The organism is Pseudoduganella dura (assembly GCF_009727155.1).
GTDB classification, from domain to species: Bacteria; Pseudomonadota; Gammaproteobacteria; order Burkholderiales; family Burkholderiaceae_D; genus Rugamonas; species Rugamonas dura.
Map to the genome: position 1 here is coordinate 2,833,814 of NZ_WNWM01000002.1, position 15,015 is coordinate 2,848,828.

Below are 15,015 nucleotides of genomic sequence, written 5' to 3' on the forward strand. Positions count from 1 at the left end.
CTTCCTTACAGGCATTCCTGGCGGCTCTTCAGGCCGTCGATGGCGCCGATACAGTGGCGCGGCCTGGCCGCTGCGACTTGCCGCACGGCCGCCACGCGCTTCACGGGCGGAGCCGGTGGCGGCGGGGCAGGTTCGGCAATTCCCAGCAGGCTGTTCTTGGTTGCGCCCGTCGTGGTGGCGTCGCGCGGATCGACCTGGTTGCGCAGCACCAGCGACAGGCTGCCCACGGAGCGCGCCAGGTCGAGCTTTTCCGCCTGTTCCGGCGCCACCTCGAGCGTTACCGCGTTGACGACTCTGGGCTTGGTATCGTCGCGGCCCACTTCCTGGGCGACGGCCAGTACGAGGATCCGCTCCAGCACGATCTTCGAGATCGCCAGCTCCCGGTCGCCTTGCGTGCCGCTGCCTTCGGCTTGGGTGCTGACGAGGATGTCGACGAAGTTGCCCGGCAGTGCGAAACCGGCGACGCCGACCACGTCGTTGACGCGCACGGTGATGGCGCGCTTGCCTTCGCTGATCAGCGCCGACAGGCCACCCAGCGTGCCGGCGGGGGCCAGCTTGGCCTCGGCCAGCGGTTCACCCCGCAGCACGCTGACTTTCAGCACCCGGCCGACCAGCTTCATCGGATCGCCCACCGCACCTTCCGGCAGGTTGTCCGCCGGCCAGTCGGAGAGTTTCACCATCTCGGGTGCAAGGCGCTGCCCGAGGCTGATATCGCCCGTGGCCACGACGATGCGCGAGGCATGGGTGGGGGTCTGCCCCAGCAGCCAGCGCGACGCCATGGCGACTGCCGCGAGGCCCAGTAAAATGGCCAGGGCCATCATTGAATATGCACGCCGGTTTTTCATCCTATCCTCTCAAACAGACTGGTATCGACGGCACCGGCGAACTGCGGTGCCACTGTGGCAAACATGCTGGACCACGCCTGGTCGATCGCGGCCACCGACATGCGGGGTGGCTGACCGGCAAACGCGGCGAAATCGGCGACCCGCGACAGGATCTCGCGGGGAAAACTGGCCAGCAGCAGCTGGCCGCTGTCGCGGTGCAGCTCATTGACCAGGTAGCCCAGCGCGGACTCGTCCGGCTCGATGCCGAAGGCGCGGCACTGCTGGCGGAACAGGGTGCGGTAAGCGGTTTCGCCGATCGGCCCCACGTGCACCTTGTAACCGAGCCGGCGCAACGACGAAGCATCGAGCACGGCATGCGGTTCGAGGTTGGTCACGAAGATCATCGTCACGTCGAACGGCACGGCAAACTTGTGGCCGCCCTGCAGCGCCAGGTACTCCGCCCCCGTGTCGAGCGGCCGGCTGAAACGGTTCAGCAGCTCGGCGGCCGGCGTGCGCTGGCGGCCCAGGTCGTCGACGATGAACAAGCCGCCGGTGGCCTTAATGTGGGCCGGTGCGTGATAGCAGCCGGAAAACGGGTCATGGCGCAGGTCCAGCATGTCCAGCGCCAGTTCGGCTCCCATGTGCAGCACCGGACGGCGGCACAGGGCCCAGCGGGCATCCGTGCTGCGCCGCTCGCCCATCGGGCGGCTTTGCGGCGGCGCCATCGGCGGCTGGTGGAGCGCGGCGTCGAACATCTGCACGATCTCCTGGCCAACGACGATCGCATACGGCACGCCGACCGTTCCCTGCAACAGCCGCCCCAGCCGGCGCGCCAGCGTGGTCTTGCCGCTGCCCGAAGGACCGTGCAGCAATAGCGACCGATGCGAATGCAGCGCGGCGCCAGCCAGTTCGCGCACGCTGGCGGGCAAGCAATCATCGGCGAATTCGGCCGTTATATCGCCTGCCGCCACCGATGACGACAAGGCCGACTGGCGCTGCACCAGCGCGCGGTAGGCATCCAGCGGCACCGGTGCCGGCCCCGCATACGGGCAGCGTTCCAGCCAGGCCACTGCGCGCTCGCGGCCGGCGGCGGTCAACTGGTATTGCACGTCGATATCCGCGTCGCCCCGCCAGGCCACCTCGGCCAGCTGCTCGGCCACCATGAAATCGAGTATTTCGCGCATCACGTTGATCGACAGCCGCAGGCGTGTGGTCAACACCGGCAGGTGAACCTTGCCGCCGCCGAACAGATTCTTGGCGGCCAGCTCGACCAGCAGCGTCAGTTCCAGCCCCGTCTCGCGCACCGTTTTCGGCTGTGGCGGCAAGGCCGGCTGGCCGTCCACCCGCTCGCCGCCTGTTGCTATCGTCGTTTGAAGATCCATCTGCCCGCTCCCTTCCTGTTGGAGGAAACGAGTCTAGCGAGACGTTTCCTCGTGGATATTGACTTCGAGCAAAAAATCAGCGGTGTGCATTTGCCACCACAGCCAGCGTGCCCAGCGCAATGGCCACGCCATATGGAATGCCGCCGGCACTGGCCTCTCTTGAAAAGGAGATGGCTTCCACGGGAATCCCCATGCAGCGCGCCAGCAATGGCGCCTGAATGGTTTTCAGGTTGCGCAGAAGAATGCGCCAGCGCCCGTTCAGCACCAGCATCAGCAATGCCAGGACACCGCCGATCAGGCAGGTCAGCAGCGCTATGTGCAGGGCCATGCCCGGGCCGACGAAGGCCCCGGTCATCGCCATCAGCTTGACGTCGCCGGCTGCCATGCCGCGCAGCACATACAGCGGCAGGAAGATGAAAAAACCCGTGGCCAGGCCAGCGATTCCCGTCTCCAGCCATGTGCCGGCAGTGCCGGTGCGAAGGTGCAGCAGCATCGCGATCAGCAGACCGCTCAGCACCAGCACGTTGGGAATGCGCCGCAGCGCCAGGTCCGTTACCGCTGCCTGCAGCACGAGCCACAGCAGCATCAGTTGAAGTGCCTGGTTCATGGGACATTCACCAAAATGAAAGTTAAAAAATCTGCCAGGGGAACCGACTGGCGCACGCGATAATCAGGTATTCAATACGGTAGTGATCTTGGCAGCGATGGCCGTAAATGCTGTATCAAGCCCGGCCCCGAGGGTTTTGAAGGCAGCGACGACGACACCTGCGATTACAGCGGCGACCAGGCCATACTCGATGGCGGTCACGCCTTCTTCATCCAGTGCGAATTCACGTGCTGCGGTAATAAAAGATTTCATGCTTGGCTCCTGTAACGTCGATTTATGGGTGGATTTCCGTCTGGCTTCATATCGTTCGCCAGTGGTGCTACTGTACGTTTTATGCACCGTGGAAATCTTGATGTAGCGCAAGCTTGCCGGATGGAACCATCACGGACGCAACACACGCTTTTGCGCCAACGAACGGTGATGACTGTGACGAGAAGGACCGGATGCATGCCGTGCCGGACGCTGCCCTTGGAAAGTCGTGGATATGGATCCGGGCTTCCACGGATAAGCCTGCGCAGCGTGACAGCATTGCTACAGGATGGTCTTCAGGTTGCGCATGAGGATGGACCGACACCCGTTGATCGCCAGCATCAGCAGTGCCAGGACGCCGCCATACGGGCAGGTCAGCAGCGTCATATGAAAGTCGCTGTTCGCGCAAGGAGGGGGAAATTTCACACCAGCCGGCTGTGCGATGTCCTGGTGAGATATCTCATGTATGTCGGGAAGCATGGGAGGGCCCGGCTTGCCAAGTCGGGCCGCGCCAAGGCAGCAACTTGGCTCTCGAGAGGATTTCGTCAATTATTTGACGACGAATTCCTTAAGGTTTCACCGCACTGGGTGGAAGTCAAAACCCCGCCGACGGAGCCGGCGGGGTAACACGATAATTAAGTGTTCAACACGGTGGTGATCTTGCCGGCGATGGCCGTAAATGCTGAGTTAAGCCCAGCACCCAAGGTTTTGAAGGCGGCGACGACCACGCCTGCAATCACAGCCGCGACCAGGCCGTACTCGATGGCGGTCACGCCCTCTTCATCCCGTGCGAAATTCTGGGCTGCAACGATAAATGCTTTCATGGTTTGCTCCTGTACAGTAATAGTGGTTGGATTTCTTTCTGGCTTCATGTCGTCGCCATTGAAGCTACTGTACGTTTTATGCCCGCCGGAAATCTTGATTTAGCGCAAGCTTGCCTAATGGAACCATCAAGGGAATAGCATTGCTTCCCTTGCCAACTGCGGTCCTTTTACTCTGTGGAAAGCAGCGGGGCAACGCCTTGCTGAGAAGCGCTGCCTGTGAGGCTGCCAAGGTAAAATCGTTGCGTTTTACACGAATAAGGCTGGGGATAATTGCCCACATGGCAAAAAAGATTTATGCTAATCAATTATCCTGAGAATGGCTGGTGCTTTGCGTCACTGTGCCTCGAGGCTGAAATGCCTTACTTTCGGAAACAGCGGCCGCAACCCTCCAGACGACGAGCATGGATTCCCTACTGAAACACATGGTCGACATGACCGGCCATCGCGATCACACGATGCTGGACATCTCCGTGATCTCGGCGGTGCAGGAGCTCGCCTGTGCCAGCCGCGCCCGGGTGCTGACCCTGGCCGACGTGTGCGGGCACCTGTATGTGCGTTCCCGGGCGGTCGTAATGGCCGGGCAACCGGCCCGGATGGAGGAACAACAGGACCTGACCAGCCCCGGCGAGCCGATTGCGAACTATCCGGTGCTGGCCGGCTGCATCGCCCGCCACGAAGCGTTCGCCGAGCAGGTCGATGCCGGCGGCACGCGCACGCTGTGGCTGCCGATCTGGCTGGGCGACCATGACACGGCCGATACCTGCCTGGAAATCGTCAACCCCACGCCCTATTCGCCCGCCACGATCCATGTGATCGGCGGCATCGTCAGCGTGTACCGCAACTTCCAGAACCTGCTCGACTACAGCGAGCGCGATTCGCTGACGGGCCTGCTGAACCGCAAGACCTTCGACGATCAGCTGGCGAAAATGCTGCTCGCCTCGAGCATCGAGCAGGATGCGCTGGCGCTGCCGCCCGGCGAACCGGAGCGCCGCCAGCATACGGAGCAGGAACAGCAATGGCTGGCCGTGATCGACGTCGATCACTTCAAGCACGTCAACGACCGGTTCGGCCACCTGTACGGCGATGAAGTGCTGATCCTGATCGCCAACCTGCTGACGTCATCGTTCCGCGCCCAGGACCGCGTGTTCCGCTTTGGCGGCGAGGAATTTGTGGTACTGCTGCGCTCGACCACGCAGGACAACGCGCACAAGATCATCGACCGTTTCCGCATGAACGTGGAGCAGCACGATTTCCCGCAGGTAGGCAAGGTGACCGTCAGTATCGGCTTCGTGGCCATCAGCGCCAGCGAGGCCCCGGTGGTGATTCTTGGCCGCGCCGACCAGGCGCTGTATTTCGCGAAAGGCCATGGCCGCAACATGACCTGCCATTACGACGAACTGGTGGGCAGCGGCCTGCTGCATGCCGTCGAATCGAACGATACCGCCGAATTTTTCTGAATATTGTCAGCCCGGCGCCATGAAGCGCCCCGGATCCACGTTCCAGCGTTCCGGACTCTCGTGGCTGACGATCCTGTCCGCGCCGCCCGCGCCGGCGCCGCGCGACAGATCCACCAGCTCGGGCCGGAGATACCCGTTGCGCTTCGTATGGAAGAACACATTGACCTTCGGCGCCAGCAGGTTGCTTTCATGCGGTTCGACCACCACGCCGAGCCGGCCCGATTCCAGCAGCACCAGCGTGCCGACCGGATAGATGCCCACGCAGCGCATGAACGCCTGCACCAGGCGCGGATCGAAGTGGAACTTGCTCCATTCGTGCAGCTTGCGCAGCGCACTCGCCGCCGGCATGCCCTTGTGATAGCAGCGGTCCGCCGTGATCGCATCGTAGACATCGACGATGGCCGCCATCTTCGCCAGTTCGCCGATGCCGTCGCCGGCCAGCTTGTCCGGATAGCCGGTGCCGTCGATGCGCTCGTGGTGATGGCGGATGATGTCGAGCGCGATCTGGCTGACTTCCGGCGAACGGCGCAGGATGTCGTAGCCGTCCTCCGGGTGACGGCGGATGATGGCGAACTCCTCGTCCGTCAGCGGGCCCGGCTTGTTCAGGATGGCGTCCGGCACCAGCGCCTTGCCGGTGTCGTGCAACAGCGCGCCCATGCCCGCTTCGCGCACGCTGTCCGCCGGCATGCCGCGCGAATGGCAGAATGCCACCAGCAGCGTGCACACGCTGACCGAGTGCAGGAATGTGTAGTCATCCTTGTTCTTGATGCGCAGCAGCCCCACCAGCGCGCCGGGATTGCGCAGGATCGATTCGGTGATGTTCCGCACCACCGGCTGCACCTGCCCCACCTCGATCGCCCTGCCGAGGCGCGCGTCGGCCATCACATTCTTCACCAGGTCGGAAGCCTGGCGCCGGACGCGGGCGGCGCGCTCGAGTTCCTCGCCGAGCGCCACCCTGGCCGGGCGCGCCGGCTGTGCGGCGATCCGCTGCACTTCCACCTCGGTGGCGGCATCCGACTGGGCGACCGTGGGGGCATCCGCGTCGATCCCCTTGCCGGTGTCGATGACCACGATGCGGATACCGGCATCGAGGATCTTGCGTATTTCCTGGTCGCCGGACAGCAGGAAGCGGTTGCGCAGGAACGGGTGGCTCAGCCAGTCGCATGACAGCTCATGGATGTACATGCCTGGCTTTAACTGCGATGATTCGACTTTCTTCAGCATCGGACTGGTTGAGGATTGGTTACCGGTCCAGTATATCAATTAGTTTTCACAAAGCATCTTCTAATATCTTAAAGACACATGGAATTGCGCCAGCTACGGTATTTCGTTGCGATCGTGGAACACGGCTCGCTGTCGCGCGCAGCGGTGGTGCTGCATGTGGCGCAGCCGGCATTGACGCAGCAGCTGCGCCAGCTCGAGGAAGAGCTGGGCGCTCAGCTGCTGCATCGCAGTGCCCAGGGGGTGCACAGCACCGATGCCGGAAAGGTGTTCTACGAGCACGCGCAGGCGATCCTGAAACAGGTTGCCGATGCCCGTTCGGCCGTGACCCAGTCGGCCCGGCCGTCCGGCACCGTGACGCTCGGGCTGCCGCACAGCATCTCCGCCGCCCTGGCGCTGCCCCTGCTGGTGGCCGCGCGCGAGCAGTATCCCGACATCACGCTGCAACTGACGGAGGAACTGACCGGCCACCTGGCAGGGCAGCTGAAATCGGGCCGGGTCAACCTCGCCGTGCTGTTCGATGACGGCCAGCTGACGCCGTTCGCCACCACCCCACTGGCCGAGGAAGCGCTGCGCTTCATTTGCCGTGCCGATGCGCCATGGTTTCCGGACCGGTCGCAGGTCACGCTGGCCGAGGCGCTCGGCGCCACGCTGATCCTGCCCGGACCGCAGCACGGTGTGCGCCCGCGCATCGAGGCGGTGGCGCGCTCGGCCGGACTGGCCACTGCCGGCGTCATCGAAATCAATTCCATTGCGATCCTGAAATCGGCGCTGATGGCGCAGATGGGCGCCACGATCCTGCCGGTGGCACCGGTATTGCCGGAGATCGAACGGGGCCAGATGCGCTGGCTCGATATCCGCGAACCAGCGATTTCCCGCACCGTGGTGCTGTGCGCATCGCGCAACCTGCCGCCCACGACCGCCGTGACGGCGATCAGCGGGCTTGCCGTCGAGGTGGCGCGCAAGCTGTGCACGGGGGGCGCCTGGCCGGGCGCGACGCTGCTTTAAGCCGCTACCAATGGCGACGGCGTTCGCTCCTGTTAGCCATCGTTTTTTCTTATACCCCCATCCCCAAACGCTATTTCCGTATACGTCAACCCGGGCGTACACTGGCCCGATGACCGCGGCGCCGTGAACGGCGGCGGTCGGCGAACCCGATTCCAGCCGGCCCGAGACCGGCGCGGGTGCGACAGTGGCCTGGGCCGGCATGCTTCTACCCGAAGCGCGATGGCGCAGGCGCAACCGAAACAAGATTTTGGAGACAAGCCATGCCCGATACCTCGGCAATGGGATCGATGGGATCCCCCGCACCGCTGCCCGGCGGTGGCGTTCCGCCGCAGCCAGTCCCCCTGAACGACGTCAGCCTGGACGACAAGTACACTGCCACGTCCGGCAAGATCTTCCTCTCCGGCATACAGGCCCTCGTGCGCCTCCCCCTGATGCAGAAGAAGCGCGACGAAGCCGCGGGCCTGAACACGGCCGGCTTCATTTCGGGCTACCGCGGCTCGCCACTGGGCGGCCTCGACGAAACACTGTGGAAGACGCAAAAGCACCTGGATGCGCACCATGTGCAATTCATGCCGGGCGTGAACGAAGACCTGGCCGCGACCGCCGTGTGGGGCTCGCAGCAGGTGGACCTGATCGGCCCGTCGAAATACGATGGCGTGTTCGCGATGTGGTATGGCAAGGGCCCGGGCGTGGACCGCTGCGGCGACGTGTTCAAGCACATGAACCATGCCGGCACGGCGCGGCACGGTGGCGTGCTGCTGGTGGCCGGCGACGACCATGGCGCGTATTCGTCGACCTTGCCGCACCAGTCCGACCATATTTTTTCGGCCTGCATGATCCCGGTGCTGTATCCGTGCAACGTGCAGGAATACCTGGACCTGGGCGTGCACGGCTGGGCGATGTCGCGCTTTTCCGGTTGCGCGGTGGCGTTCAAGGCATTGGCGGACACGGTGGAATCGTCCTCTTCCGTCGATGCCGATCCGTTCCGCGTACAGGTGAAACTGCCGCAGGACTTCCATATGCCGGAAGGCGGGCTGAATGCGCGGCTGTCGAACGTGCCGCTGGGCCGGCAGGCGCGCAACCAGGAAGCGCTGATGCAGGATTACAAGATCTATGCGGCGCTGGCCTATGCGCGTGAAAACAGGCTGAACCACACCACGATCGACAATCCGGATGCCAAGCTGGGCATCATCGCTTCCGGCAAATCGTACCTGGACGTGCTCGAGGCGCTGGAAGAACTGGGGATCGACGAGGCGATGGCGGCGAAAGTCGGGCTGCGCCTGTTCAAGGTGGCGATGCCATGGCCGCTGGAGCCGGATTCGGTGCGCGAGTTCGCCCAGGGCCTCGACGAGATCCTGGTGGTGGAGGAAAAGCGCCAGTTCGTTGAGTACCAATTAAAAGAGCAGCTGTACAACTGGCGCGACGACGTACGCCCGCGCGTGATCGGCAAGTTCGACGACAAGGGCGAATGGGTGGCGCCGCGCGGCGAATGGCTGCTGCCGCCGAAGGCCGATTTTTCCGTTTCGCAGGTGGCCCGCGTGATTGCCTCGCGGATCGAGCGCTACGTGACGGACCCGCATGTCCGCGACCAGATCAAGGCCCGCCTGGTCTTCCTGGACGCCAAGGACGCCGTGCTGCAAAAAGCGATCAGCACGCCGTTCCGACCCGCGTTCTACTGCTCCGGCTGTCCGCACAACACATCGACCAAGGTGCCTGAAGGCAGCTTCGCGCTGGCCGGCATCGGCTGCCACGTGATGGCCACCTCGATCTATCCGGAGATGAACAAGCTGACCACGCACATGGGCGGCGAAGGCGCGCCGTGGATCGGCCAGGCCGCGTTCTCGACCGTGCCGCACGTGTTCCAGAACCTGGGCGACGGCACCTATTTCCATTCCGGCTACCTGGCGATCCGCGCCGCGGTGGCGGCGCGCGTCAACATCACCTACAAGATCCTGTACAACGACGCCGTGGCGATGACGGGCGGCCAGCCGGTCGACGGTACCGTTTCCGTGCCGATGATCGCCCAGCAGATGGCGGCCGAGGGCATCCGGCGCATCGCGCTGGTGACGGAAGACCTGTCGCGCTATGAAGATCGCTCGCACCTGCCCGCGATCGTCACGCTGCACGACCGCAAGGAGATGGATGCGGTGCAGCGCGAGCTGCGCGAACTGCCCGGCTGCACGGTGCTGATCTACGACCAGACCTGCGCGGCCGAGAAGCGCCGCCGCAGGAAAAAGAAGGAGCTCGTGGACCCGGGCAAGCGGATGGTGATCAACGAGGCCGTGTGCGAAGGGTGCGGCGATTGCGGCATCCAGTCCAACTGCGTGTCGATCCTGCCGAAGGAAACGGAGTTCGGGCGCAAGCGCACGATCGACCAGTCCAGCTGCAACAAGGATTATTCGTGCGTGAAAGGCTTCTGCCCGAGCTTCGTCACCGTGGAGGGCGGCACGCTGAAGAAATCGAAGGCTGGCAAGACGGCCGGCGACGACTGGGGCGCCCTGCCCCAGCCGATGATCCCGGCCTGCGAGCGGCCGTACAACATCCTCATCAACGGCATCGGCGGCACCGGCGTGATCACCGTGGGCGCGCTGATGGGCATGGCCGCGCACCTGGAGGGCAAGGGCGCTTCGGTGCTGGACATGACGGGTATGTCGCAAAAGAACGGCTCCGTCACGTCCCACGTGAAGATCGTGCAGTCGCCGGCGCAGTTGCGCGCGCAGCGCATCGCCACCGGCGAGGCCGACCTGGTGCTGGGCTGCGACATGCTCACCACGGGCGCGGCCGATGCCGTGTCGAAGATGCGGCCGGGACGCACGCTGGCCGTCGTCAACCTGCACGAGCAGCCGCCAGGCACATTCGCGCAGGATGCCGACTGGGAATACCCGGCGGCCGACGTGCGCGCGCTGATCGAGGAATCGGTGGGCGGCCCCGATGCGGCCGATTTCGTCGACGCGACGAAACTGGCATCGGGACTGATGGGCGACTCGATCGCGGCCAACCTGTTCATGCTGGGCTATGCGTGGCAACGCGGCCGCATTCCGCTGACCGAGGCGGCACTGCTGCGCGCCATCGAGATGAACGGCGTGGCGGTCGAGTCGAACCAGAAGAGCTTCCTGTGGGGCCGGCGCGCGGCGGTGGACCTGAAACGGGTCGCGTTGATCGCCACGCCCGCGCAGGCGATCGTGGTGCAGATGCCGCAGAGCCTGGATTCGGTGATCGCCAGGCGCATCGACTTCCTGACCGGCTACCAGGACGCCGCGTATGCCGGCCTGTACCAGCAGTTCGTCGAGCAGGTGCGCGACCGTGAAACCGCCCTGGGCCTGTCGGCCGGAAAAACCATGCGGCTGTCGCTGGCGGTGGCGAAATCGCTGGCCAAGCTGATGGCCTACAAGGATGAATACGAGGTGGCGCGGCTGTATACCGACGGCCGCTTCGTCGAACAGCTGAAGGGCCAGTTCGAAGGCGACTTCACGCTGAAATTCAACCTGGCGCCGCCGGTCTTTTCGAAGAAGGATGCCCAGGGCCACCTGGTGAAAGCCGAATATGGCTCGTGGACGTGGAAGGCATTCCAGGTGCTTGCCCGCATGAAGGGCCTGCGCGGCGGCCCGCTCGATATCTTTGGCCGCACCGCCGAGCGCAGGATGGAACGCGCGCTGATCGCCCAGTACCGGCAGACGATGGCCGAGGTGCTGTCGCGCCTGACCGCCGAGAACTATGACACCGCCGTGGCACTGGCCGCGCTGCCGGACAAGATCCGCGGCTTCGGGCACGTGAAGGAAAAGGCCGTTGCGGCTTACCACGCCGAGCAGGCGCGGTTGCTGGCCGCCTTCGGCGGCTCGCAGCAGCACGCCGCATGAAAACCGGTGACAGGCTCCGATATTTAATTTGGTGACAGGCTCCAAATTGGTGGCAGGCTCCGGTTTTCAAAAAAATCGGAGCCTGTCACCGGTTTTCGGGCAATGAATGCACCAGCCAAAGCTCTTTATTACGTTTACGTAAACGTCATATAATCGGATCACCGCGATCCGCCAGAATTTCCAGGGAATTCCATGAACGATCTGACTTCCGCCAAGACCCTCGCCGCCGACGCGCAACCGCCGCGGCCGGCCAACAAGGTGCGTTTCGTGACCGCCGCCTCGCTGTTCGACGGCCACGACGCATCGATCAACATCATGCGCCGCATCCTGCAGTCGCACGGCGTGGAAGTGGTGCACCTGGGGCACAACCGCTCCGTCGACGAGGTGGTGACGGCGGCGCTGGCCGAGGACGTGCAGGGCATCGCGATCTCCAGCTACCAGGGCGGCCATGTCGAATACTTCAAGTACATGATCGACCTGCTGCGCCAGCGCGGCGGCGCGCACATCAAGGTGTTCGGCGGCGGCGGCGGCGTGATCGTGCCGGCCGAGATCGCCGACCTGCACGCTTACGGCGTGACCCGCATCTTCAGCCCGGAGGATGGCCAGCGCATGGGCCTGGCGGGCATGATCGACTGGATGGTGCAACAGTGCGACGTCGACCTGTCGCAATATTCGCCCACGTCGCTCGCCCCCCTTCAGGAAGGCGAGATGGCACTGCGCCACCGCCCGCTGGCGCAGCTGGTCACGGCGCTGGAAAATGACAAGGCCGAGCCGGCGCTGCGCCGGCAACTGGCGGCGGCCGCCGCCGCGCTGCGGGTGCCGACGCTCGGCATCACCGGCACCGGCGGCGCCGGAAAATCGTCGCTGACCGACGAACTGATCCGCCGCTTCCGCCTCGACCAGGGCGATGCGCTGAACATCGCCGTGATCTCGATCGACCCGTCGCGCCGCAAGTCCGGCGGCGCGCTGCTGGGCGACCGCATCCGGATGAACGCGATCAATCCGTGGAGCGGGCGCCACCGCGTGTTCATGCGCTCGCTGGCCACGCGCGAGGCGGGGTCCGAAATCTCGCAGGCATTGCCGGACGTGATCGCCGCCTGCAAGGTCGCCGGCTTCGACCTGATCATCGTGGAAACCTCCGGCATCGGCCAGGGCGACGCGGCGATCGTGCCCCACGTGGATGTGTCGATGTACGTGATGACGCCGGAATTCGGCGCCGCCACGCAGCTGGAAAAGATCGACATGCTCGATTTCGCGGATTTCATCGCGATCAACAAGTTCGACCGCAAGGGCGCGCAGGATGCGCTGCGCGACGTGGCGAAACAGTACCAGCGCAACCGCGAACTGTGGAGCCGCCAGCCCGACGAGATGCCGGTGTTCGGCACCCAGGCCTCGCGCTTCAACGACGACGGCGTGACCGCCCTGTACCAGGGCCTGCTGCCGGCGCTGGCCGGCTTCGGCCTGCGCACGCAGCCGGGCCAGCTGCCGCGCGTGGACGTGCGCTTTTCCTCCGGCAAGAACGTGATCGTGCCACCGGCCCGGGCCCGCTACCTGGCGGAAATCGCCGACATGGTGCGCGGCTACCACCGGCAAGTGCGCCGGCAAGCGGTGCTGGCGCGCGAACGCCAGCAGTTGATGGAGGCGAAACGCATGCTGTCCGCCGCCGGCAAGAGCACCGATTTCGACGACGTCATCGCCGGGCGCGATCACGCACTGGACGGCGGCGCGAAAAGGCTGCTGGCGATGTGGCCGGACATGCAGGCCGCCTACGCGGGCGATGAATACGTGGTGAAGATCCGCGACAGGGAAATCCGCACAGGACTGGTACAGCACACGCTGTCCGGCACGAAGATCCGCAAGGTGGCGCTGCCGAAATACGAAGACCACGGCGAGCAGCTGCGCTGGCTGATGCTGGAAAACGTGCCCGGTTCGTTCCCGTACACGGCCGGCGTGTTCGCGTTCAAGCGCGAGGGCGAGGACCCGACGCGGATGTTTGCCGGCGAAGGCGATGCGTTCCGCACCAACCGCCGCTTCAAGCTGGTGTCCGAAGGGCTCGATGCCAAGCGCCTGTCGACTGCGTTCGATTCGGTGACATTGTATGGCGCCGATCCGGCGCCGCGGCCGGACATCTACGGCAAGGTGGGCAACTCCGGCGTGTCGATCGCCACGCTGGACGACATGAAGGTGCTGTACGACGGCTTCGACCTGTGCGCTCCGTCGACCTCGGTATCGATGACGATCAACGGGCCGGCGCCGACGATCCTGGCGATGTTCATGAACACGGCGATCGACCAGCAGCTGGACAAGTTCGTGGCGCAGAACGGCCGGCAACCCACCGACGACGAAGCGGCGAAGATCCGTGCCTGGGTGCTGCAAAACGTGCGCGGCACCGTGCAGGCCGACATCCTGAAGGAAGACCAGGGCCAGAACACGTGCATCTTCAGCACCGAATTCTCGCTGAAGGTGATGGGCGACATCCAGGAATACTTCGTGCACCACGGCGTGCGCAATTTCTACTCGGTGTCGATCTCGGGTTATCACATCGCCGAGGCGGGCGCCAATCCCATCTCGCAGCTGGCGTTTACGCTGTCGAACGGATTCACGTTCGTGGAAGCCTACCTGGCGCGTGGCATGCATATCGACGACTTCGCGCCGAACCTGTCGTTCTTCTTCTCCAATGGCATGGACCCGGAATACACGGTGCTGGGCCGCGTGGCGCGCCGCATCTGGGCCGTGACGATGCGCGACAAATATGGCGCCAACGAGCGCAGCCAGAAGCTGAAGTACCACATCCAGACTTCCGGCCGTTCGCTGCACGCGCAGGAGATCGACTTCAACGACATCCGCACCACGCTGCAGGCGCTGATCGCCATCTACGACAACTGCAATTCGCTGCACACCAACGCCTACGACGAAGCGATCACCACGCCGACCGACGAATCGGTGCGCCGGGCCCTGGCGATCCAGTTGATCATCAACCGCGAATGGGGCCTGGCGAAAAACGAGAACCCGAACCAGGGCGCCTTCATCATCGACGAGCTGACCGACCTTCTCGAAGAAGCGGTGCTGCAGGAATTCGAACGCATCGCCGAACGGGGCGGCGTGCTGGGCGCGATGGAAACCGGCTACCAGCGCGGCAAGATCCAGGAGGAATCGCTGCTGTACGAGCACCGCAAACACGATGGTTCGCTGCCGATCATCGGCGTCAACACGTTCCGCAATCCCAAGGGGGCCGAAACGCCGCAGACGATCGAACTGGCCCGCTCGACGGACGACGAAAAACAGTCGCAACTGCACCGCCTGGCCGACTTCCACGCCCGTCACGCGGCTGACGCGCCGGCCGCGCTGGCTGCGTTGCAGCAGGCCGCGATCGACAACGAAAACGTGTTTGCCAGGCTGATGGATGCGGTGCGCGTGTGCTCGCTGGGCCAGGTCACCACGGCGCTTTTCGAGACGGGTGGCCAGTACCGCCGCAATATGTAGAAAACAGCCGTCACGCGCGGTTACCACACGTAGCCGGGGCGTGACGGCCCTTCTGATTTACGTCAAATCGCCCGCCCTGCAAGGTGTTGCACGCCTTGCCGCT

The 15,015-nt window shown here is 64.3% G+C and carries 10 protein-coding genes; 4 read left to right on the forward strand and 6 right to left on the reverse strand.

What is annotated here, in order from left to right; all coding sequences use genetic code 11:
* Positions 1-5: 5 nt before the first annotated feature.
* The 5 genes from cpaB to GJV26_RS12420 all read right to left on the reverse strand — a co-directional run bounded on the left by cpaB (position 6) and on the right by GJV26_RS12420 (position 3,886).
* Positions 6-845, reverse strand: a complete 840-nt coding sequence (gene cpaB, locus GJV26_RS12400) for a Flp pilus assembly protein CpaB (protein ID WP_155709079.1) — start codon at positions 843-845, stop codon at positions 6-8.
* On the reverse strand, positions 842-2,206 hold the full coding sequence (locus GJV26_RS12405; protein WP_155709080.1) for an ATP-binding protein: 1,365 nt from the start codon (positions 2,204-2,206) through the stop codon (positions 842-844). The genes cpaB and GJV26_RS12405 overlap by 4 nt, the downstream gene beginning before the upstream one ends.
* A 76-nt stretch (positions 2,207-2,282) precedes the next feature.
* Positions 2,283-2,813: an A24 family peptidase gene (locus tag GJV26_RS12410; RefSeq protein WP_155709081.1), complete on the reverse strand. Its 531-nt coding sequence runs from the start codon at positions 2,811-2,813 to the stop codon at positions 2,283-2,285.
* Between the two features lie 63 nt (positions 2,814-2,876).
* Positions 2,877-3,065 carry a Flp family type IVb pilin gene (locus GJV26_RS12415; RefSeq protein ID WP_155709082.1) on the reverse strand — a complete coding sequence of 63 codons (189 nt, stop codon included), beginning with the start codon at positions 3,063-3,065 and terminating at the stop codon, positions 2,877-2,879.
* 632 nt (positions 3,066-3,697) lie between these two features.
* Positions 3,698-3,886, reverse strand: a complete 189-nt coding sequence (locus GJV26_RS12420) for a Flp family type IVb pilin (RefSeq protein WP_155709083.1) — start codon at positions 3,884-3,886, stop codon at positions 3,698-3,700.
* Between the two features lie 401 nt (positions 3,887-4,287).
* On the opposite strand from GJV26_RS12420, the gene GJV26_RS12425 reads away from it, so the two are divergent.
* Entirely contained in the window at positions 4,288-5,343 is a 1,056-nt protein-coding gene (locus GJV26_RS12425; RefSeq protein ID WP_155709084.1) for a GGDEF domain-containing protein, read from the forward strand.
* A 6-nt stretch (positions 5,344-5,349) separates the two neighbouring features.
* On the opposite strand, the gene GJV26_RS12430 is transcribed toward GJV26_RS12425, so the two are convergent.
* Entirely contained in the window at positions 5,350-6,567 is a 1,218-nt protein-coding gene (locus GJV26_RS12430) for an HD-GYP domain-containing protein (RefSeq protein WP_155709085.1), read from the reverse strand.
* Positions 6,568-6,645: 78 nt separating this feature from the next.
* Between GJV26_RS12430 and GJV26_RS12435 the strand changes: the two genes are divergently transcribed.
* From GJV26_RS12435 to icmF, 3 genes are all read left to right on the forward strand, one after another.
* Positions 6,646-7,572, forward strand: coding sequence for a LysR substrate-binding domain-containing protein (locus GJV26_RS12435; RefSeq protein WP_155709086.1), 927 nt, complete (start codon positions 6,646-6,648; stop codon positions 7,570-7,572).
* 287 nt (positions 7,573-7,859) lie between these two features.
* Positions 7,860-11,429 (forward strand): indolepyruvate ferredoxin oxidoreductase family protein, encoded by a 3,570-nt coding sequence (locus tag GJV26_RS12440; RefSeq protein WP_155712418.1) that lies wholly within the window; start codon positions 7,860-7,862, stop codon positions 11,427-11,429.
* Between the two features lie 192 nt (positions 11,430-11,621).
* Positions 11,622-14,912, forward strand: coding sequence for a fused isobutyryl-CoA mutase/GTPase IcmF (gene icmF / locus GJV26_RS12445; RefSeq protein WP_155709087.1), 3,291 nt, complete (start codon positions 11,622-11,624; stop codon positions 14,910-14,912).
* Positions 14,913-15,015 lie beyond the last annotated feature (103 nt).

What these genes read in the sequence shown, in the direction of transcription:
- cpaB (WP_155709079.1), bottom strand. Translation starts at nt 845, where the DNA reads ATGAAAAACCGGCGTGCATATTCAATGATGGCCCTGGCCATTTTACTG.
- GJV26_RS12405 (WP_155709080.1), bottom strand. Translation starts at nt 2,206, where the DNA reads ATGGATCTTCAAACGACGATAGCAACAGGCGGCGAGCGGGTGGACGGC.
- GJV26_RS12410 (WP_155709081.1), bottom strand. Translation starts at nt 2,813, where the DNA reads ATGAACCAGGCACTTCAACTGATGCTGCTGTGGCTCGTGCTGCAGGCA.
- GJV26_RS12415 (WP_155709082.1), bottom strand. Translation starts at nt 3,065, where the DNA reads ATGAAATCTTTTATTACCGCAGCACGTGAATTCGCACTGGATGAAGAA.
- GJV26_RS12420 (WP_155709083.1), bottom strand. Translation starts at nt 3,886, where the DNA reads ATGAAAGCATTTATCGTTGCAGCCCAGAATTTCGCACGGGATGAAGAG.
- GJV26_RS12425 (WP_155709084.1), top strand. Translation starts at nt 4,288, where the DNA reads ATGGATTCCCTACTGAAACACATGGTCGACATGACCGGCCATCGCGAT.
- GJV26_RS12430 (WP_155709085.1), bottom strand. Translation starts at nt 6,567, where the DNA reads ATGCTGAAGAAAGTCGAATCATCGCAGTTAAAGCCAGGCATGTACATC.
- GJV26_RS12435 (WP_155709086.1), top strand. Translation starts at nt 6,646, where the DNA reads ATGGAATTGCGCCAGCTACGGTATTTCGTTGCGATCGTGGAACACGGC.
- GJV26_RS12440 (WP_155712418.1), top strand. Translation starts at nt 7,860, where the DNA reads ATGGGATCCCCCGCACCGCTGCCCGGCGGTGGCGTTCCGCCGCAGCCA.
- icmF (WP_155709087.1), top strand. Translation starts at nt 11,622, where the DNA reads ATGAACGATCTGACTTCCGCCAAGACCCTCGCCGCCGACGCGCAACCG.